This window comes from Methylocystis borbori, from assembly GCF_036576025.1.
Taxonomy (GTDB): domain Bacteria; phylum Pseudomonadota; class Alphaproteobacteria; order Rhizobiales; family Beijerinckiaceae; genus Methylocystis; species Methylocystis borbori.
The window spans coordinates 104,280-122,525 of sequence record NZ_JAZHYN010000001.1; the positions used below are offsets into that span (position 1 = coordinate 104,280).

At 61.0% G+C, this 18,246-nt stretch carries 18 protein-coding genes and 1 tRNA gene; 8 read left to right on the top strand and 11 right to left on the bottom strand.

Annotation, left to right across the window (positions count from 1 at the left end; translation table 11 throughout):
* Nucleotides 1-11 precede the first annotated feature (11 nt).
* A complete protein-coding gene (locus V3H18_RS00460; RefSeq protein ID WP_332079891.1) occupies nt 12-887 on the bottom strand; it encodes a phosphoribulokinase in 876 nt (291 codons plus the stop codon).
* Nucleotides 888-1,189: 302 nt separating this feature from the next.
* On the opposite strand from V3H18_RS00460, the gene V3H18_RS00465 reads away from it, so the two are divergent.
* A tRNA-Met gene (locus V3H18_RS00465) sits at nt 1,190-1,266 on the top strand.
* 84 nt (nt 1,267-1,350) lie between these two features.
* Here V3H18_RS00465 and V3H18_RS00470 read toward each other — a convergent pair.
* From V3H18_RS00470 to V3H18_RS00495, 6 genes are all read right to left on the bottom strand, one after another.
* A complete protein-coding gene (locus V3H18_RS00470; protein ID WP_332079893.1) occupies nt 1,351-1,821 on the bottom strand; it encodes a DoxX family protein in 471 nt (156 codons plus the stop codon).
* Nucleotides 1,821-2,576, bottom strand: a complete 756-nt coding sequence (locus V3H18_RS00475; RefSeq protein ID WP_332079894.1) for an HvfC/BufC family peptide modification chaperone — start codon at nt 2,574-2,576, stop codon at nt 1,821-1,823. The genes V3H18_RS00470 and V3H18_RS00475 overlap by 1 nt, the downstream gene beginning before the upstream one ends.
* Nucleotides 2,566-3,405, bottom strand: coding sequence for an MNIO family bufferin maturase (gene bufB, locus V3H18_RS00480; RefSeq protein WP_332079895.1), 840 nt, complete (start codon nt 3,403-3,405; stop codon nt 2,566-2,568). The genes V3H18_RS00475 and bufB overlap by 11 nt, the downstream gene beginning before the upstream one ends.
* 5 nt (nt 3,406-3,410) lie before the next feature.
* A complete protein-coding gene (locus tag V3H18_RS00485) occupies nt 3,411-3,683 on the bottom strand; it encodes a BufA1 family periplasmic bufferin-type metallophore (RefSeq protein WP_332079896.1) in 273 nt (90 codons plus the stop codon).
* Nucleotides 3,684-3,796: 113 nt separating this feature from the next.
* Complete coding sequence (locus tag V3H18_RS00490) at nt 3,797-4,942, bottom strand: MFS transporter (protein ID WP_332079897.1); 1,146 nt, start codon at nt 4,940-4,942, stop codon at nt 3,797-3,799.
* Between the two features lie 158 nt (nt 4,943-5,100).
* Nucleotides 5,101-5,559 carry a cupin domain-containing protein gene (locus V3H18_RS00495; RefSeq protein WP_332079898.1) on the bottom strand — a complete coding sequence of 153 codons (459 nt, stop codon included), beginning with the start codon at nt 5,557-5,559 and terminating at the stop codon, nt 5,101-5,103.
* Between the two features lie 262 nt (nt 5,560-5,821).
* On the opposite strand from V3H18_RS00495, the gene V3H18_RS00500 reads away from it, so the two are divergent.
* From V3H18_RS00500 to V3H18_RS00510, 3 genes are read left to right on the top strand one after another with little or no spacing between them, the layout of a single operon-like run.
* On the top strand, nt 5,822-6,643 hold the full coding sequence (locus tag V3H18_RS00500) for a 3-hydroxybutyrate dehydrogenase (RefSeq protein WP_332079899.1): 822 nt from the start codon (nt 5,822-5,824) through the stop codon (nt 6,641-6,643).
* Between the two features lie 33 nt (nt 6,644-6,676).
* A complete protein-coding gene (locus V3H18_RS00505; RefSeq protein WP_332079900.1) occupies nt 6,677-7,813 on the top strand; it encodes a patatin-like phospholipase family protein in 1,137 nt (378 codons plus the stop codon).
* 31 nt (nt 7,814-7,844) lie between these two features.
* Complete coding sequence (locus tag V3H18_RS00510; RefSeq protein ID WP_332079901.1) at nt 7,845-8,603, top strand: peroxiredoxin-like family protein; 759 nt, start codon at nt 7,845-7,847, stop codon at nt 8,601-8,603.
* Here V3H18_RS00510 and V3H18_RS00515 read toward each other — a convergent pair.
* Together V3H18_RS00515 and V3H18_RS00520 are read right to left on the bottom strand one after the other, a co-directional pair.
* A complete protein-coding gene (locus V3H18_RS00515) occupies nt 8,568-9,461 on the bottom strand; it encodes a LysR family transcriptional regulator (RefSeq protein ID WP_332079903.1) in 894 nt (297 codons plus the stop codon). The two genes, V3H18_RS00510 and V3H18_RS00515, sit on opposite strands and share 36 nt — an antisense overlap.
* 244 nt (nt 9,462-9,705) lie before the next feature.
* Nucleotides 9,706-10,656 (bottom strand): LysR family transcriptional regulator, encoded by a 951-nt coding sequence (locus tag V3H18_RS00520; protein WP_332079904.1) that lies wholly within the window; start codon nt 10,654-10,656, stop codon nt 9,706-9,708.
* Between the two features lie 308 nt (nt 10,657-10,964).
* Here V3H18_RS00520 and V3H18_RS00525 point away from each other — a divergent pair, with 308 nt between their 5' ends.
* The gene (locus tag V3H18_RS00525) at nt 10,965-11,585 is read left to right on the top strand and encodes a pyridoxamine 5'-phosphate oxidase family protein (protein WP_332079905.1); all 621 of its coding nucleotides are present in this window, start codon (nt 10,965-10,967) and stop codon (nt 11,583-11,585) included.
* 142 nt (nt 11,586-11,727) lie between these two features.
* Here V3H18_RS00525 and V3H18_RS00530 read toward each other — a convergent pair whose 3' ends face one another.
* Together V3H18_RS00530 and V3H18_RS00535 are read right to left on the bottom strand one after the other, a co-directional pair.
* Nucleotides 11,728-13,092, bottom strand: coding sequence for a sensor histidine kinase (locus V3H18_RS00530; protein WP_332079906.1), 1,365 nt, complete (start codon nt 13,090-13,092; stop codon nt 11,728-11,730).
* Nucleotides 13,089-13,766, bottom strand: a complete 678-nt coding sequence (locus tag V3H18_RS00535) for a response regulator transcription factor (protein ID WP_332079908.1) — start codon at nt 13,764-13,766, stop codon at nt 13,089-13,091. Before V3H18_RS00535 ends, V3H18_RS00530 begins: the two co-directional genes overlap by 4 nt.
* Nucleotides 13,767-14,330: 564 nt before the next feature.
* Here V3H18_RS00535 and V3H18_RS00540 point away from each other — a divergent pair.
* The 3 genes from V3H18_RS00540 to V3H18_RS00550 are packed head-to-tail and all read left to right on the top strand — an operon-like array spanning nt 14,331 to nt 18,242.
* The gene (locus V3H18_RS00540; protein ID WP_332079909.1) at nt 14,331-16,328 is read left to right on the top strand and encodes a TonB-dependent siderophore receptor; all 1,998 of its coding nucleotides are present in this window, start codon (nt 14,331-14,333) and stop codon (nt 16,326-16,328) included.
* Between the two features lie 19 nt (nt 16,329-16,347).
* Nucleotides 16,348-16,689 carry a hypothetical protein gene (locus V3H18_RS00545; protein ID WP_332079911.1) on the top strand — a complete coding sequence of 114 codons (342 nt, stop codon included), beginning with the start codon at nt 16,348-16,350 and terminating at the stop codon, nt 16,687-16,689.
* Entirely contained in the window at nt 16,689-18,242 is a 1,554-nt protein-coding gene (locus tag V3H18_RS00550; protein WP_332079912.1) for a PepSY-associated TM helix domain-containing protein, read from the top strand. The genes V3H18_RS00545 and V3H18_RS00550 overlap by 1 nt, the downstream gene beginning before the upstream one ends.
* The last annotated feature ends 4 nt before the right edge of the window (nt 18,243-18,246 follow it).

Here is an 18,246-nt window from a genome sequence, read left to right on the forward strand (position 1 = left end):
TGTCGTTTCGTTCACGTCGCGCCTTTCTTGCGTCTCACAAGTTCGAGGATTCTCGGGGTTAATATCAACTGCATCGCGAGATCGAGCTTATTCCCCGGAATGACGATGGAATTGGCGCGCGACATCCAGCTCCCGGCGATCATGGCCACGAGATAGGGGAAATCCACCCCCCTCGGGTCGCGAAAGCGAATGACGACGATCGATTCGTCGGGCGTCGGAATCGAGCGCGCCACAAACGGATTGGACGTGTCGACCGTCGCCGCGCGCTGGAAGTTTATATCCGTCTCGGAGAACTGGGGACAAATATAATGCACATAATCGTGCATGCGCCGCAGGATCGTCTCCGTGACGGCCTCGGTCGTATAGCCGCGCGAATGCCGGTCGCGGTGCAGCTTCTGCGTCCATTCGAGATTGATGACCGGCACCACGCCGATCTTGAGGTCGGCGTAACGCGCCACATTGACCTCGTCCGTCACCACGGCGCCATGCAGGCCTTCGTAAAAGAGCACGTCGGTATTGGCCGGCAATTCCTCCCAATTGGTGAAGGTTCCGGGCGCGACGCCGAGGACCGCCGCCTCGTTTTCATCGTGAGCGTAGTGGCGGTAGCGGCCGGAGCCGGTCTCGCCATATTCGCGAAACAGCGTCTCGAGCTCAGGCAGGAGATTGGCTTCGGGCCCGAAATGGCTGAAATGGTGTTTGGCTCTGGCCTGAGCCTCGATCATGGCCTCCTTCATTTCCTCGCGATTATAGCGATGGAAGCTGTCGCCCTCGACATAGGCGACTTCGATTCGCTCGCGGCGGAAAATCTGCTCGAAGGTCGCCTTGACGGAGCTCGTGCCGGCGCCGGACGAGCCGGTGATGGAGATGATGGGGTATTTGACCGACATGGGCGCGTTACCCGGAGACGTCCCTTCGAGCGGGCGGATGAGGGCGGCGGGGCCCGGCCGCGCGGCGGCGTCCGCGTTCGGCTTGTCGCACGGCGCGAAGCCAAAGAAAAGGCTCTTGAACCGGCAAGGGCGGCGGCGAGAGGCGCCCTCCGGCGACCCATCGCCGCGGCTGGAAGCGTCGGGAGCTTCCGATTGTCCTTAAAGCCGTTTCCCGGCCACGCGACGCGCCCTGCAGCCTTGACTTGCCTTCGGCGCCCGACCTATATGCCGGAATTCTTCCAGACCGCCTCAAGCGGCCATGGGGCGGAGTAGCTCAGTTGGTCAGAGCAGAGGAATCATAATCCTTGTGTCGGGGGTTCGAATCCCTCCTCCGCTACCATCATTCGCCAAAAATCAATCCCTAGGGCGGGTTCGGCGCGATCAACGGCGCGATCAAGCCGACCTATCGACGCTCCACGAGCCTCTACGCAATCTTGAACAATCTATCCAGCGAAAGCTTGCCTCCGCCGAAGGCGATGAGCGGCAGGAGCAAACCCGCCCAGCTGAGATGCGTCGGCCAAGCGTCTGGATAGACGAAGACCTGGATGACGAGCGTCATCCCCAGCAGCATGAGGGCCGAAAAGCGCGTGAGCGCGCCGACGACCAGCAGAATCGGGAACAGGTGCTCGGCGCCAGCGGCTAGATATGTCGCGATTTCAGGCGAGATCAAGGGCAACCGATATTCGTTGCGAAAGAGCTCGAAAGCGCTGTCGGTGATCGTAAACCGTCCTTCGACCTTGGTGCGGCCCGAAAGAAAGAAGATTGCGGCGACGGCGCATCGCTGAACCAGGAGCAGTAGCCACATCGGAAGAAGCGTCTCGCCAAGGCCTCCGATGAAGGCGAGATGCGAGCGGCGAAAGGATGCGTTTCCTGGCTGGACGTTTGCCTGGGACATTAGCGCATCTCCCTCTTCTCAAAATAGTGGATGGCGCCGCTGTCGAGCAGGCGCTTGAATGCGGCGCCGATATCCGCTTGAGGCTGTACGTTCGCGGCGTGAATGGCGGCGTCGGCGACGCTTTGTCCTTGCGCGAATCCCTCCAGCAAAAGGTATTCGACGCGATCGATGCCTATCGCTCCGACAGCGCCGAACGGACGCGTGAACAGAATTCCGCTGGCGCCGCGCGGCGGCGGCGCAAGGTTTTCAATTGCGTTCTGCCGGAGTGACAGCCAGACAAGCGACGCAGGCGTCGCAAACCAGCGAAACCGCGTCGCGGGATGGAATACTGCCGCAATCTGCGCCCATTCGGCGCTGACGATCTGCGCGGCGTCGAGACCGGCCACCGCTATTGGATCATGCGCCAGATGCGCTTCGATTAGCATTCGATCGATCCGCGCAATATCCGCAAGATAGGGAAAGCGCGCCGAGAGCACGCGCAGATCGGGCAGCTCGACGACTCTCGCGCCATATTCGGCGAGCACGGCGCTCTCTGGCGGGCTCGTTTGAAAGAAATTCGACGCCATCTTGCGAAAGCCGAATTCGCCGAGAATCTTGTGAACCGTCGGATAGGCGCCGGCGAGCGCTTCTATTGCCGCGATCGTTGAATTGTTGCGATAGACGGCGAAGCCGGGCCAGCGGTCGAATTCGCTTTCCGCGCCAGAAAGGATCGCGGCGGCGAATTCGCGCTGAAAGGATGCCAGATCAGTATGCATGGGCGAACTCCCTGCAATCGGCGAGGCATGTCGCCGCGCGATTGCGCTCGGCGAGCAATTCGGAAAACGGTGGGATCTTGCCGTCGCGCTCAAGAAGGACTGGAACGTCGCCGACGATGGAAATGAGCCGCTCAAGAAGATTCCAGACGGCCTCCGCGACAGGCGCGTCATGGCTGTCGATGAGCAGGGCGTCGCCAAGGACGGCGTCGGGCCGATGGCCGGCGATGTGGATTTCCTCGATTGCGCGCCACGGCAGCGCGTCGATGTATCGTTGCGGCGAATAGCCGAGATTATTGGCGCTCACCCAGACATTGTTCACGTCGATGAGCAGACCGCAGCCTGCGCGCCTGGCGACTTCAGAAAGAAACGCCGGCTCGTCCCATTCATGCCCGGGAAGCGGCGCGTAGTGCGAGGGATTCTCGATCAGAATGCGCCGACCGAGCGTCTCCTGCGTTTCATCAATATTTCGAACGATGCAATGCAGAGCTTCTGTCGTTCGCGGGATCGGTAGGAGGTCGGGCAGATGAAACTGGCCAATCCGCGACCAGGCGAGATGCTCGGACACCATGAAAGGATCGACGCGATCGACGAGGCGGCTCAAGCGCTCCAGATGGGTTCTGTCGATCCTCTCCGCGCCCGCAATCGATAGCCCAACGCCATGCAATGACAAGGGACGTTCGGCGCGGAGCGCCTCCAACATAGCGAGCCGCGGCCCGCCCGCGACCATGTAATTCTCGGCGTGAACCTCGAACCAGAGGCCGGCCGCCGGACAGGCAATCGCCTCCTCGAAATGAGCGGGCTTGAAGCCTATTCCGGCGGTCCGACGCATGGCGATCAGCCCTTATGCGGCATGAGCGCGCCCATGCCCTTCGGCGTCTTGATTGAGGCGCAGGAGCCGGCGTCGACATATTTCCAGGCGTCGCCCTGATAGTTCACCTTAGACGTGCCGGCGCAGCTCGTGCCGGGGCCAGCGGCGCAGTCGTTCTTGCCGGCGAGCGCGACGCCGTAGCACTTCTCTTTGCCCGCCTGCGGCGCAACCGGCGCCGCTTGGGCGGCGACTGTCAACGCAGCGAGAACCCCTGCGGCAAACACGGTCGTGTTGTTCATCGTCTTACTCCTCTTGACGCGCCATCGCGGCGCAATTGAACTTTCGTTGAAAAAGAGGGAATAATCCGCTGCCAAAAAAGCATGGCTTTGATGCAGCCTATGCATGTGACGCGTCACGCCGAGGCGTCCTCGACCAGACCAGCCGCGAGCAAGGACGCCAACGCAAGCACAATTGCGACGCCCGAAGCCGCGCCGCTCCAGCCAAATTTCTCGTAAAGCGCGCCGATTGCCGCCGCGCCAGCGAGGCCGCCCGAATAGTAGGCCGAAAGATAGAGCCCGCTCGCCGCAGCGCGTTCGATTTTCGCAACTCTGCCAACGAAGCTCGTAACAACAGCCTGTGCGATGAATGCGCCCGAAGAAAAAAGCGCCATGCCAAGAAGGATTATCGAGACGTTGGCGACAATCGACAGAAAGGCGCCGATAACGGCGCACAAAAGCGCAAATGCCGCCGCTGTCGCCGTCCCTAAGCGCGCGCTCAAACGGCCGGCCATCGGCGTCGTCGCCAGCGAGGGCGCAAAACATAGGAACGCCAAGCCGGCCACCCTCATCGACAGTCCGCCTGCAGGCGCAACAAGCGCGAAGCCGACATAGCTGAACAAACCGACAAAGCCGAAGAGGATCAAAAAGCCCACGGCGTACGCTCGCCTTAAGGCTGGGTTGCGCAAGTGCCGCGCGAAAACTCCCAGAAGCTCAAACGCCTCCACCCGAAGCGGCAGCGGCGCGACGTGAGTCAACGTCACGAATGCGAGCAGCGCCCCTGAGAGATTGAGCGCCGCAAGCGTAAGGAATGCGGCCGAAGCGCCAAATTCCTGAGCCACATTTGAGGCAATCAGTCGACCAAGCAAATTGGCGAGGACGCTTCCGGTGACATAGGCCGCAAGCGCACGGGGCATGTCGTGTTTGCTGCATCTTTCTGCGAAATGCGTCAGAGTCAGCGTAAAGGCGCTTGCCATGAACACGCCTTGAAGAACACGAAGCAATGTGAATGACAGTAATGTCGGCGCTATCGCGAGCAGCGCCGTCGGCGCCGCAAGAAGCGCAAGGCTGATCCAGATTCCGGAGCGACGCGACAATCCGCGCACAGCGACCGCGGCGATCGGGCCCGCGACCGCCATGCCGAGAGTGCTTGCATTGATAGCGAGGCCGATTTTGGCCGGGCCCACGCGATATAGCTCCATGAGTTGCGGAAGGATCGCTTGGGCGGCGAAGAGATCAACGAGCGTTAGAAAGCCGATCGAGCCGATAGCAAAGGAGCGCACGCCGGGGCTCGCTTGCATTTCCGATGGCGGCGACGGTCGTCGGGCAAGTTCTTGCATCGGTCTCTCCGGGTCGTAAAAAAGGGGCCACGCGCGCGATGGAACGCATGCGTGGCGCCCTATTCGGCACTGTCGATCGTCGGGGCTAGGCCCCAACGCAATTACTCGCGTCCCTTCACATCTGCGGAGAGCAACTCCACGACCGACTTGCCGCGATTAACCCAGTAATGCGCGACCTCCGCGGTTTCGTTCACCGTTTCGCCCGCGCGATGAACAATCGGCGCGCGGCAATTGCTGGCATATTCGAGAATCTCGCCTTTGAGCGTGATGATGATCGCCGGCCGTCCATTGTGGCTGTGGAACGGAACAACGCCGCCGGGCTGAATAACAAGCCTGCGCAGACGAAGGTCGCGCCCGTTCGCCCCGAGCTCCGGGCCGAGGTCGATCGAACCGATCACCTTGTCGCTCACGCCCTTCGGCGCGGTTGGACGATCCGCCAGCGTATTGCCGCCCTCCTGTCCCGCGGGGCATTGGCCGGCATGAGCAGGCGTGGCGATCATGCCCAGAAGAGCGGCGCCGGTCGTCGCGCATATGATCGAGAATTTTCGGAATGTGCTCATTTGATCCTCCTCGGATTTTGGAAGGCGATCGCGTTTTGCGCCTTCAAAGCTCATCAACACGAGAGGAAGTTAGCCGCGGGACGGGGGCGCAGCCATTCGAATGTCCGCATCGAGTCCATGCAAAAAGCGCATAGCGAAGCGGCCACGCGTATAACCATCGGGTATCGAGATCAAAACGAGATGGCATTTCAGAACATCTCGGCCGCGGCGCATGGTTCCGTCGTCGCCGCCATGCGGCGCAAAAGACCGATGGAGACGACTAATGGATATGCCGGTTCTCGAAAACGCCCGGACAGCGGGGCATCTTTCCGGCCGCGTCGCGGTCGTTACGGGTTCGACCTCGGGTATTGGCCTCGGCATTGCGCGCGCGCTCGCAGGCGCCGGCGCCGATGTCGTCCTCAACGGACTCGGCGATCGACGGGATATTGATCGCGCTTGCGAAGACCTTTCCAATGAAAGCGGGGTAAAAGTCATCTTTGACGACGCCAATCTTGCGGACCCTGTCGAAGCCCGCAATCTGATCGTCCGCTCGGTGTGGAAATTCGGCAAGGTCGACATTCTCGTCAACAATGCAGGCGTCCAACATGTAAATCAGATCGAGAATTTTCCCGACGAAAAATGGGACACGATCATCGCGCTCAATCTTTCCGCTGCCTTCCACACGATCAAGGCGTCATTCGGCGCGATGAAGGCGAACAATTTCGGTCGCATCATCAATGTCGCTTCGGCGCATGGCCTTGTCGCCTCGCCGTTCAAGAGCGCCTATGTCGCTGCCAAGCATGGCGTCATCGGACTGACAAAGACGGTGGCGCTGGAAGGCGCGGAATTTGGCGTTACCTGCAACGCCATCTGCCCCGGCTATGTCTGGACGCCGCTCGTCGAAAATCAGATCGACAGCACCGCGATGGCGCGCGGCCTGACGCGCGAAGAAGTCATACGCGATGTGTTGCTCGCGGCGCAGCCGACCAAGCGTTTCGCTGAAACGGAAGAGATCGCCGCGCTCGCGGTGTTTCTCGCGAGCGATTCAGGGAAATCGATCACCGGCGCGGCATTGCCGATCGACGGCGGCTGGACAGCGCATTGACGCAAGGCGCAACAATTTTGAATGGGGAACGCCATGACAAATCTTGCTTCCGAAATTAAGGAGTTCGGGCAGCTCGTGCTTGTGCTGCAAGGCGGCGGCGCGCTGGGCGCCTATCAGGCTGGGGTTTACCAAGCCTTTCATGAAGCGGGGCTGGAGCCCGACTGGGTGATCGGCACCTCGATCGGCGCCATTAACGCATCCGTCATTGTCGGCAATCCGCGGGAAGCGCGCATGGCGAAACTGCGCGAATTCTGGAAACGCGTGGAACATGCAAATTTTCTACACGCGCCCTATTTCCCTTTTTTCGGCGCGCTGCTTCGCAACAGCTTCACAATAAGCGCTGGCGTTCCAAGTTTCTTCCGCCCGAATCTCGCAGCATTCGTCAGTCCGCACGCGCCGCTCGGCGCCGACCAGGCGGGCTACTATTCGGTTGAGCCATTGAAGGACACAATGCGCGACCTTATAGACTTCGGCCGTATAAACGCCGGACCGATGCGCCTGACGGTCGGCGCTTGCGACGTGCAAACCAGCGAAATGCGCTATTTCGACAGTCGCGAGGAGCGCCTGACATTCGATCACATATTAGCTTCCGGCGCGTTGCCCCCGGCTTTTCCGGCCGTCCGCATCGATGGCAGACTTTACTGGGACGGCGGCGTCCTCTCCAACACGCCCGTCGAAGCGGTCTTCGATGACGCGCGTCGAAGAAGCGGAATCGTGTTTGTCGTGCATCTATGGAACCCACATGGCTCCGAACCGCGAACCATTTGGGAAGTCATGAACCGGCAAAAGGATCTGCAATATTCGAGCCGCGCCGGGACTCACATTAGGCGACAGCGACAACTTCACTATCTCAGGCACGTCATCGCGGAATTGTCGCGCAAATTGCCCGAAGAGACACGCCGGGATCCGGAGGTCGAACGACTTGCCCAACACGGATGCCTGACACGGATGCACGTTGTGCGTCTCCTCGCGCCCCAGCTTAACAATGAAGACCATACAAAGGACATCGACTTCAGCGCGGACGGCATCAGGTCCCGTTGGGAGGCGGGCTATCGCCACATGCAGGCGACGCTCGAAAGGGCGCCCTGGCGCGAAACTTTCGATCCGATCGAAGGCTTCATCCTTCACGAAACGCGCGGCGACACCGCTTTGCTTTCGCCTACCAACTGATGTGATAGGCTGAGGCAAGGAGATCGCCCGAATGGAAGTTTCGCAACTCCTTGCTGCGCTTGAAGACGCCTATCTTCGTATTGGTAAAGAGAACACGCCTTTGAGCGACAAGCTCAAATACGTCGCCGACGAAGTTCGGCGACTGAGTCCCATTTTTGCTGAGGCCGTCGACAAATTCGTCAACCGGCTGGAGCAAGTCGCCGCCGGAAGCCTTGCGCCGCAGATCGGCGAGAAAATGTCGCCCTTCTTGCTGCCGGACGAGGAAGGGCGGCTCGTCAACCTCGACACGCTGCTGCGCGGGGGCCCGGTTGCGATTGCATTTATCCGCGGACATTGGTGCCCCTATTGCCGGTTGAACGCGGCGGGACTCGCCGAAATCGAAGATGCGATCAAACCCGTTCAGCTCGTCGCGATTTCAGCGGAGACGCAGAAATACACACGCGAGATCAAACGCGAGGCGAAGGCGCATTTTCCTTTCCTGACCGATGTCGACAATGGTTACGCCCTGGCGCTGAACCTCGCGATCTGGGTGCCTGATGAAATGTCGTCGCTAATCGCGGCGGCTGGTTGGGATGTGCCATGTTACCAAGGGGGATCGGCTTGGATACTGCCGGTGCCGTCAGTGTTCCTTCTAGATCGGGAGGGAGTTGTCCGGTTTCGTCACGTCGATCCGGACTATCGGCGGCGGCTCGAACCGTCGACGCTGATCGCCGCGGCAGCCCATATGGCGTCGTCATCAGCGAGACCCGCGGCGTCATCCGACAACTATGGACCAGTCAGCGCCTCGTAATAGGTTAAGCAGCGCCGTCGCCTCGCGCGAGCGCGGACGTCCCGACATCATGCAGATGGAGACAGGGCGCTCGACGTCGACGCTGTGGATTCGTAGGTGGCGAATGCCGCCGGTCCGCAAGGCGCTTGCGAGCGTGAGACCAACGCCAAAATTCGCGCGCACCAGCGCTTCAAGATCGGCAAGCGAGTCGACCTCATGCACATTGACGAGCGACACGCCCGCTGTCGCTAAACGCTCAATTTCAGCCTCGCTCGCGTCGACCCCTTTATGCAGCAGGAGCCGATGCTCGCCGAGTTGAGCCGCCTCCAGCGCCGCGCCATTGCCGCGCGCCAGGTCATGTTCAGCGCTGATGATGATGTCGAAATGATCATCGAACATCCGCCAGGAATCGAGACGGTCCGAGCCCTCGCCAAATCCGCTTCCGATCGCGAGATCAATTTCCCCTTTTTCCAGCATTTGCCGGATTGCGATTGCGCCGCCTCGCTTCAGCCTCAGCAACAGTTCGGGGAAGGCGCCATACATTTCGCTCAGAGCCGGCATAAGCAGCGCGATATCGACGGCGCTCGCAACCGCCACATTGAGGGTCGCGATCTCTCCTTTCTTCAGAGAAGTCGCCAGCGCCTTCGCGGTGACAGCGCTTTCGTGGCACTGCCGGAGGAGCGGCAACATGCGCTGCCCGAGATCGGTCAAGTGGGAAAGCCGTCCCTCCCGGCGGATCAGATCGCCGCCGAGTTCTTCCTCTAGCAGCTTGATGGCGCGCGTCAGCGCCGGCTGGGAGACATTGCATTGCTCGGCCGCCCTTGTGAAATTGAGGGTTTGGGCCACAGCCAGGAAATAGCGGACCTGTTGCATTTCCATTGAATGCTTCCGTGTTGGACACGCTCCCCCGTCTGGCCCACCTCGAACGATCGATCATCGGCGAGGGTGTGAACAGCCACAACATCAAGCTTAGCACAGGCCTCGAGGCGCCGGAACGCGATGCTCGGCCGCTACGGCGACCGTCTTTTTCGAGGAAATGGCGGTCGGGCGCTCGAGACTATGCTCCGTGGAGTGAACGGGATGGTGCGGGAGTCCGCATGCCGATACGGGATATCCAATCTGATCACGGACCGCTGCTAGTCGAAATCTTTGAGTCGCCCGTCACAAGCGGCGCTATTTCGCCCAGAGCTGCGCGCAGTCGGGGAGCCGCAAAGTCGATGAAAGCGCGCACCTTGGGCGCAACGAGCCGACTTTCAGGGTAAACTAGCTGTACTGGAATCGGCGGAGGCGTATGCTCCCTGAGCACTTCGACGAGACGTCCGCTGCGTATTCCCTCCGACACCATGTATGACAGCGCGATGGTGACCCCCTCGCCTTTTTCCGCGCTGGCGATTGCTGTGAGCGCGTCATTGATCTCCAGCCGGGGACGCAGGGAAATGCGGCCGCCCTTGGCGCCAACGCCGCCGTAACGCCATTCGCGATCCGGCATCAGACCGGTAAAGGCGATGATCGAGTGCAGCCTAAGATCGTCCGGCGCGCGCGGCGCGCCGCGTCTGGCGAGATAGTCGGGACTCGCGACAAGTACGCGCGTTACCTCGCCGATCCTCGTCGAGATCAGACTTGAACCAGGGAGGCGACCGACGCGCAGCGCGATGTCGACGCCCTCCTCGATGAGGTTCACGACGCGGTCCAGTAGGAGAAGCGTCGCCGAGACACGCGGATTCGCATTCAAAAACGGAGCGACGATCGGCGGCAAGAGCGAACGGCCCATTGTCGCCGAGGCCGTCAGCGTCAAATGGCCCGAGGGCGCGCCGCCCTCGCCCCCCGCTTCCTTCTCCGCGTCCTCGAGATCCAAGAGCAGCGCACGCGCCCTCCCAGCAAAGCGGCGGCCAGATTCAGTCAGTTGAACGATACGCGTCGTGCGATGAAAAAGCTGCACGCCAAGCCGCGCTTCGAGAGACGCGATCAGGCGGGTCACCGCCGGCGGCGAACTTCCAAGTTGCGCAGCGGCCTTGGCGAAGCCGCCGGTTTCGGCCACCGCCACGAAAGTCTTGAGTTCCTGAAAGCGGCCCATTTATTGTTCCGATATTTTGAATAATCTATTCTAAAAATAGCATATTCTTTCAAATTCCGTTAGCGCCCATCTTGCTGGAGCTGTCGCGGGAACACGCATCCCCGCCGTCGCCAGGAGCGAAATATGACCCAAGTCATCGGCGCCAACACGGCTCGCGCGCCTGAGCCAACCGCAACAACCGTGCTCTAAGGCGATGACGCGGATCCGCGCGCGCGTCGTGGCGCCCGCGCCGCTGCGCGTTGCTGGCAGAAATGTACAGAAGCGCGCCGCTCCAATAGTTGGAGCGGCTCGCGCCAAGGAGAAAACGGATGGGCCATCGCTTTGCGGAAATCGCCTTCACGCCCGGCGTGCAGCGCGTTCAGGAGGAAATGGGCAGTCGCCGCGGCTATGCGCGCCTTCACGGCGGCGCGGCGCATCACGATCGACTTGGTCCGCACGAGGCGGCGTTTATCGGCGCGCGCGACAGCTTCTACATGGCGACTGTCAGCGAAACCGGCTGGCCCTACATCCAGCATCGCGGTGGGCCAAAAGGTTTTCTGCGGGCGCTCGATGAAACGACGATCGGTTTTGCCGACTTCAGCGGCAATCGGCAATATGTGAGCATCGGCAATATCGCGAGCGAAGATCGGGTTGCGCTGTTTCTGATGGATTACCCGAACCGTGCGCGGCTCAAGATACTGGGGCGCGCACGCGTCGTTGGACTCGACGATGTCGCGGTGTTGACCCGTCTCGCCGTTCCGGATTATCGCGCGCGGGTCGAACGCGGACTCCTTATCGACGTCACGGCCTTCGACTGGAATTGCCCGCAGCACATCACGCCGCGATATACGATCGACGAGATCGCCGCGCTGACCGCCGCGATTGGCGAAGACGAAACGGGGGAGCGGGATGGCGCGGCTTTATTTCCGTGGCGCCCGCATCGTCCGTAGGGGCAACGGCTAATAATGCGGCTGACTGAATGATCGCACAGAGCGGCGCTACCCTGTCCGGTCGTCTGTTCGCCCCGCAGCGCCGTTAATCGGGCGGCGATCTCGACCGGACGCCCCTTGGCGCGGACATCTTCTCCGACGTCTATTTTACTGCAAAGCGCAGCTTGAAAGTGGCGCCCCCGCCGGGGGTTTCTTCGACCCAGATCCGGCCGCTATGCGCGTCCATGATCTCCTTCGCGATGGCGAGGCCGAGGCCTGTGCCGGGCGCCGTTTCGCTCTTGCGCCAGAAGGGTTCGAAAATTTGTTCGCGATCGGATTCAGCCACGCCCTCGCCGTGGTCGATCACTTCGACCGTGGCGTCGGCGCCGACGCGCACCAGCACGGTCCCTCCTTCCGGCTCGGCGCGCAAGGCGTTATCGACAAGGTTGCCGATGATGCTTTCCAGCGCGCGGCGATCGCCGGCGACGACGATATGTTCCCGTTCCAGTTCAACGGCGAGTTGCCGACCGTTTTTGACGGCGAGCAGCGCATGGTCGTCAATCGCCGAGCGCGCGACTTCCGCGAGATCGACGGTTATAGGAATGTCCTGACGTCCCTGTAGCCGCGCCGATGCGAGCAGTTGTTCGACAATGGCGCCGATCCGCCGGGCGTCGCGCTTCAGATTGTTGACGAAGCCCGTCTCTTTGGGATGGTTGAGGCGCTCCGTCAGAATGGCGACCGGCGTGCGCAATTCATGGGCCGCATTGGCGAGAAAGCGGCGCTGGCGCTTTGCGTCTTCGTCGAGGCGCTTGAGCGCGTCGTTCATCGAGGAAACGAGCGGCCTGATCTCGGATGGAGCCCCGGGGAGCGACAAACGCCGATCGAGCGAAACGAGGTCGATGAGCTCCGCCTGTCGGACAAGCGAGTCCAGTGGCGCGAGCCCTCGTCTCAGCGCCGCCCAGCCGATAATTGCGACCGCCAGTATCTCGAAAAGATGATATTTGACGTCGCCCAATCCGGCTCGATACATCCAGTAGGGAAAGTCGCTCCAAGAGGAGACATAGCCATAGGTCGCGATCTGTAGTCTTCCGTAAGGCGTATTCGCCAACACGGATGCGCCTTTAAGATCCGTTCCAGGCTCTCCCTGGATCCGGTACGACAGGGAGAGAGGCTTCATCCGGTCCTTTGATGTGATGAGGGACGCGAGATCGGGAGAGGAGCCCGGCAGCGCCGACGTCGTCGCGGGGTCGAAGACAGCAACGCGCAGCGTCGGCGTGCGTTCGATATAGGCGCGCAGTTCCGGCGTTGGATCGAGACGTAAGGATCCATCGGGCGCGCGCGCCACCGACGCGGCCGTCAGCGAGTGGATCTTGGGAAAGGCCAGATCGTTCCAATATTCGGCCGCGCCCGGCATAATTCCATAGGCGCTGAGAATATGGATGGAGACATGCGTCGCGATATAGCCGACGACCTGCGCGATGACGACGTAAAGCGTTAGCCGCGCCGCGAGCGAGCGAAAGGCGATCATGACCCGATCTCGTTCAACAGATAGCCGCGACCGCGGACGAGATGAATCTCCACGTCGGCGTGAATGTTTTCGAGCCGCTTGCGCAGGCGGGACACAAGCGTGTCAAGCGCGCCGGGCGAGACGGTGTCGTCGAAACCGTATATTTCTTCCATTAGTGTGGCGCGCGCGACGACGCGATTGACGCGGCGCACGAGCGTCTCCAGCAGCGTGAATTCTCGCTTGTGCAGCGTCATCGGCCTTTCCGCGACGAAAAATTGACGCGCGGCCGGATCGAAAGACAGAGCGCCCACAATGATCGGCGGCGCCTTTCCGCCACCGGGCGATCTGAGGCGCGCCCGTATGCGCGCCATAAGCTCTTCTCCGTCGAAAGGCTTGACGAGATAATCGTCGGCGCCCGCGTCGAGGCCCGCTACTCTTTCCTGCGGCGCGTCGATCGCCGTCACCATCATGATCCGCACGCTCGGCCGTAATTTACGTATGCAAGGAACAGCCTCGGCGCCGTCCCCGTCCGGCAACCGCCTATCAAGCAGCATCAGCTCGTACGGAAATTGTTTCAGCGCTTCGAGCGCGTCTTCCAGATTGAGGACCTGGTCGCAGGCATAACCGGCTTTACCAAGTCGCCGCCTGATGAGGCGCGCCATGTCCGGCTCGTCTTCGACGATGAGAATCCGCATCTCTCATGCTCCTGGCGCGGACGGAAGACACATCGAAGGAAAGGCATATTCCGCTCGCAGAGAAGCAGCATAAGGGCATATGTAGCATTTTCGCCACATCGGCGGCTTCTTTCTGGAAGCATTCGCTTTGGCAGATTGGGGTAAGGTCGCCTATCTAAAAATGGCCGCTCTAACAGGCCAGCCACGCCTCCCTGGGCTTTAGCCAGCCATATTGACCTAGCTGGAGGCCCGTCTCTCATGTCCCTTCCGTTTTCTCGCACGCTCCCACGCGTCGCTTCGCTGCTTGCCGCGACCGCCCTCGCCGACGGTTCGGCTTTAGCGCAACAAGCCGGATCAACGGTGTTACCGCCTGTAACGGTGGACGCGCCGCACGAACAGGCGCGTCCTCGAACGGCTCCTGTCGCCGCTGCGCCGAGAATTGCGCGGCCGCGTCAGGCGAGGACGCCTTCGAGCGCCAGTCAGAGAGGCGCGCATGCTCCCGCTGCGACCGCCGCCGGCGCCACGACAGCGGGAGGAGCCGGCGGCGGCCAAGGCGCAACCGCGCCGGGGGACGTGCAAGGCTATGTGGCCAGACAAAGTTTTGCGGGAACAAAGACCAATACGCCCATCCTCGAAGTTCCGCAGTCGATATCGGTGATCACGCGTCAACAGATGGATGTGCGCAATGTGCAGCGCGAGGGGGAAGCGTTCCGCTACACGGCGGGCGTCTTTGCCGAGCCTTACGGCGCCGATCCGCGGGCGACTTTCGACGCGCCCTATATTCGTGGCTTCGACGTGAGCACGAACGGCGTCTATCGCGATGGCCTGCGCGAAGCCAATGGCGTGTGGGCGCGCTTTATCAGCGAGTTCTATGGCCTTGAACGCGTCGATGTGCTCAAGGGGCCTTCATCCGTGCTTTACGGACAAGGCAGCCCTGGCGGCATCATCGATAAGATCACGAAGAAGCCGACGGATTTCGCCCGCGGCGAAATCTATATGCAGGGCGGCACATTCAATCGCCTGCAGGGGGCCCTGGATTTCAGCGGTCCCTTGGATGAAGACGGAAGGCTCCTCTATCGCGTCGTCGGCATGGTGCGCGACAGCGATACGCAGTTCAAATATAACGACGACAAGGCGGTTCCCGATATCCGCCATTATATCGCGCCGTCTTTCACCTTCCGGCCGACGGAAGACACCAAACTGACGATCCAGGGAGACTGGCTGCACAATAAGACGGCCGGCCCCTTCACGCTGACATTGCAGAACCAGACCTACACAAACATTATGATCGGCGATCCCAACTTCAATCTGAGCGATTTCACGCAAGGGACGATCGGCTATCGGTTCGAGCATAGGTTCGACGACGCCGTGACGTTCCGGCAGAATATGCGATACGGCGCGCTCGACTTTCAATACAATAACATGACCGCTTCGAGCATAACCGCGTCGACCATCGTGAATCGTAGCACGAGCGCGATCGACGAAAATATCTATTCCTTCGCGCTCGACAATATCGCCGAGGCGAAGTTCTCCACGGGCCCGCTCTCGCATACCGCAATTTATGGAACCGACTATCAATCGGCGACCTATACGACACGGACGCTTAGCGGCGTCGGCCCCAAACTCGCCTTGTTCTATCCGGTCTACGGGCAGCTCGTGGCGCAGCCGACAACCGTTTCGAACTATTCCCATCAGACGGCGACCCAGCTCGGTTTCTATGGGCAGGATCAGATAAAATTTAATAATTTCGTTCTCACCGTCGGAGGCCGTTTGGACGAAGCGCGCTCGACGACGGTGAATTATCGCACCAACGCTATCGCCAACAAGCGTGATGTGGAGCCAAGCTATCGCGCCGGTCTCAACTATGTGTTCGACGGCGGCCTCGCGCCTTATGTCGGCTATTCCCACGCCTTCCTGCCGACGACGGGAACTGACTTCAGCGGCAATCCCTTCAAGCCCACTTTCGCCGAACAAATTGAGGGCGGGGTCAAATATCAGCCGGAAGGCTTTCCAGGCATGATCACCATCGCCTATTTCAATCTGACGCAGCAGAATGTCCTCACGCCGGATCCGTTGCGGCCGGCGACGACTTACAAGGTGCAGACGGGCGAAGTGGAGTCGCGCGGGCTCGAAATTCAGGCCACGCTCAATCCGATGCCCGGCCTCGACATCATCGCCGCATTTACCAGCAACCCGGTGCATGTGACGAAGGATAATCCGAACGCTCAGGGCGTCAGCACGGTCGGCAAGCGTCCAGCGTATATCGCCAAGGATTTCGGCTCGATATGGGGCGATTATACGATTCAGGACGGCGACTTCCGAGGCTTTGGTTTGGGCGGGGGCTTACGCGCCGTCGGCCCGACCTATGCGGACGCCGCCAACACGGTTCAGAACAAGGGTTATACGTTGATCGACGCGACCTTGCACTATGAGCCCAAGACGATCCCGCGCCTCGATGGATTCCGGCTGCAGTTGAACGTGAACAATTTGCTCGACAGACGTCATATCATCTGCACGGCGACCACAAACTGCCAATGGGGCGCCGAGCGCACGATCATCGGCACGCTCTTCTATCGTTGGTGAAGCGAAGGACGCGTCTCGAATGCGGCCCGAAATGATCGCCGCCGACAAGAACAAAATACCACGCAGTCGGCGCACAGCTACGCCGCGCAAATGGGCGATCGCGATGCGCGCCATAGCCGCCGTCTTTGGCGGCTATGGCTTCGTCTGGGGCGCGGTCGCCTGTTTGACCTTGCTTTTGATCGCGATTGGCGTGCCGCGTAGCGAGAGCGTGATCATCGCCACTCTGCTCGGCTTTCCGCTCTATCTCTTCATTCTTCTCTGGGCCTTTGCGTCGCGCTCGCTCGTCCGCGTTTCTTTCGCGCTCATTGGCGGCGCCGCGGGGCTGATCGGCCTCTCGCGCGTCTTGAGAGGATTGATCTGATGTTTACGACGCTCCGTCAGTCAATGACCTGGCTGCATACCTGGTCGGGCGTCACATTGGGCGTAATCCTCATCGTGATTTTCTTCATGGGCGCTCTTTCGGTCTTCGATCGCGAGATCGATCGCTGGATGGCTCCCACGACACGCCTTCCTGCGCGGCATGCGTCGATTTCGCTCGACGCGCTTCGACCAAGGATCGACGCGCTCCTCGCAGACGCGGATCAGTGGCGGCTCGTGCTGCCCGACGCGCGCGCGCCATTTTTGCAACTTGGCTTTCGGAGCAAGAGCGGCCCGCGCAACTTCGCCATCAATCCCGCGAGCGGCGATATATTGCCTGACTCAGGCACGCTCGGCGCGACGCGCTTCTTCTACCCGTTTCACTACACGCTGCTTATTCGCGCCTTCAACATCGGTCCCTGGATTGTCGGCGCAGCGGCGATGGCGATGCTTGTCTTGCTGACTTCCGGCGTCCTTATTCGCACGGGTCTCTTCGCAAATTTCTTCACTTATCGGCCGAAGGGGCCGTTGTTGCGCGCCAGCCAGGATCTTCACGCCGTCATGGGCGTCATTGGCCTTCCCTTCTTTTTTGTCATTCCGCTTTCGGGTCTCGTCATTTTTTCCGCAGTCTATTTGCCGGCGGGCATCGACGCGGCCTATCCGGGAAAGGCGAACGTCTTTTTCGACGAGGCGGTTGGAGCGGCTCGTCTTCCAAAATCCGGCGGCCCGGGCGTGATTGGATCGCTAGACGCAATGCGCTCGTCGGCCGAGCGCCGCTGGGGCGCGGAGGCGGAACTCCTGCTCGTGACAAACGCCCGCGACGCAAACGCCGTGATCGAATTTCGGCGCAATACGAAGGATCGGGTTTCGCATGACGGCGAACCAATCTTCTTCGACCGCGCCGGCCAGATGCTCGGACAGGGCGCCAACAGACCCGCCCGGTCTACGCTCGATTTTATTTGGGGCGTGCATCTGTTGCGCTTTGAGCATTGGCCTCTGCGTTGGCTTTATTTTGTCGCGGGGCTCGGCGGCTGTGCGCTGATCGTTACGGGCTTCGTCATCTGGCTGGAGAAGCGGAAGACGAAGCCGCATCCGACGGGAGTTCGTTTCGTCGAAGCGCTTCTCATTGCCGCGAGCGTCGGGCTGGTTTTCGCGACGGGCGGCTTTTTTGTCGCCAATCGGCTCCTGCCGCAGGATACGCCCAGTCGCGCGCAATGGGAGACCGTCGCTTTTTTTGCGCTATGGGCCGCCTCGGTCGTTCACGCCGGCCAACGCGTCGCCGCCGGGCAGGCGCAGGGAGCCTGGCGCGAGCAGGCCTGGGCCGTTTGCATCATGGCGGGCGCAGCGCCGGTTCTGAATTGGATCACGACGGGCGATCACCTCGCCAAAAGCTTGGCGCAAGGTCAATGGGCTGTCGCCGGCGTGGACATCGGTCTGCTGGCGGCCTCATTCGTCGCGGCCATGGCTGCAAGACGCCTCGGTCGCGCCGGCGAAACGGCGAGTCGCGTTGAACCGCAGAACCGTCGCTCCGCGCAAGTCGAGACGGATCATGCCTGAGATT

Coding starts and splice junctions, on each gene's coding strand:
- V3H18_RS00460 (WP_332079891.1), bottom strand. CDS start 887: ATGTCGGTCAAATACCCCATCATCTCCATCACCGGCTCGTCCGGCGCC.
- V3H18_RS00470 (WP_332079893.1), bottom strand. CDS start 1,821: ATGTCCCAGGCAAACGTCCAGCCAGGAAACGCATCCTTTCGCCGCTCG.
- V3H18_RS00475 (WP_332079894.1), bottom strand. CDS start 2,576: ATGCATACTGATCTGGCATCCTTTCAGCGCGAATTCGCCGCCGCGATC.
- bufB (WP_332079895.1), bottom strand. CDS start 3,405: ATGCGTCGGACCGCCGGAATAGGCTTCAAGCCCGCTCATTTCGAGGAG.
- V3H18_RS00485 (WP_332079896.1), bottom strand. CDS start 3,683: ATGAACAACACGACCGTGTTTGCCGCAGGGGTTCTCGCTGCGTTGACA.
- V3H18_RS00495 (WP_332079898.1), bottom strand. CDS start 5,559: ATGAGCACATTCCGAAAATTCTCGATCATATGCGCGACGACCGGCGCC.
- V3H18_RS00500 (WP_332079899.1), top strand. CDS start 5,822: ATGGATATGCCGGTTCTCGAAAACGCCCGGACAGCGGGGCATCTTTCC.
- V3H18_RS00505 (WP_332079900.1), top strand. CDS start 6,677: ATGACAAATCTTGCTTCCGAAATTAAGGAGTTCGGGCAGCTCGTGCTT.
- V3H18_RS00510 (WP_332079901.1), top strand. CDS start 7,845: ATGGAAGTTTCGCAACTCCTTGCTGCGCTTGAAGACGCCTATCTTCGT.
- V3H18_RS00515 (WP_332079903.1), bottom strand. CDS start 9,461: ATGGAAATGCAACAGGTCCGCTATTTCCTGGCTGTGGCCCAAACCCTC.
- V3H18_RS00520 (WP_332079904.1), bottom strand. CDS start 10,656: ATGGGCCGCTTTCAGGAACTCAAGACTTTCGTGGCGGTGGCCGAAACC.
- V3H18_RS00525 (WP_332079905.1), top strand. CDS start 10,965: ATGGGCCATCGCTTTGCGGAAATCGCCTTCACGCCCGGCGTGCAGCGC.
- V3H18_RS00530 (WP_332079906.1), bottom strand. CDS start 13,092: ATGATCGCCTTTCGCTCGCTCGCGGCGCGGCTAACGCTTTACGTCGTC.
- V3H18_RS00535 (WP_332079908.1), bottom strand. CDS start 13,766: ATGCGGATTCTCATCGTCGAAGACGAGCCGGACATGGCGCGCCTCATC.
- V3H18_RS00545 (WP_332079911.1), top strand. CDS start 16,348: ATGCGGCCCGAAATGATCGCCGCCGACAAGAACAAAATACCACGCAGT.
- V3H18_RS00550 (WP_332079912.1), top strand. CDS start 16,689: ATGTTTACGACGCTCCGTCAGTCAATGACCTGGCTGCATACCTGGTCG.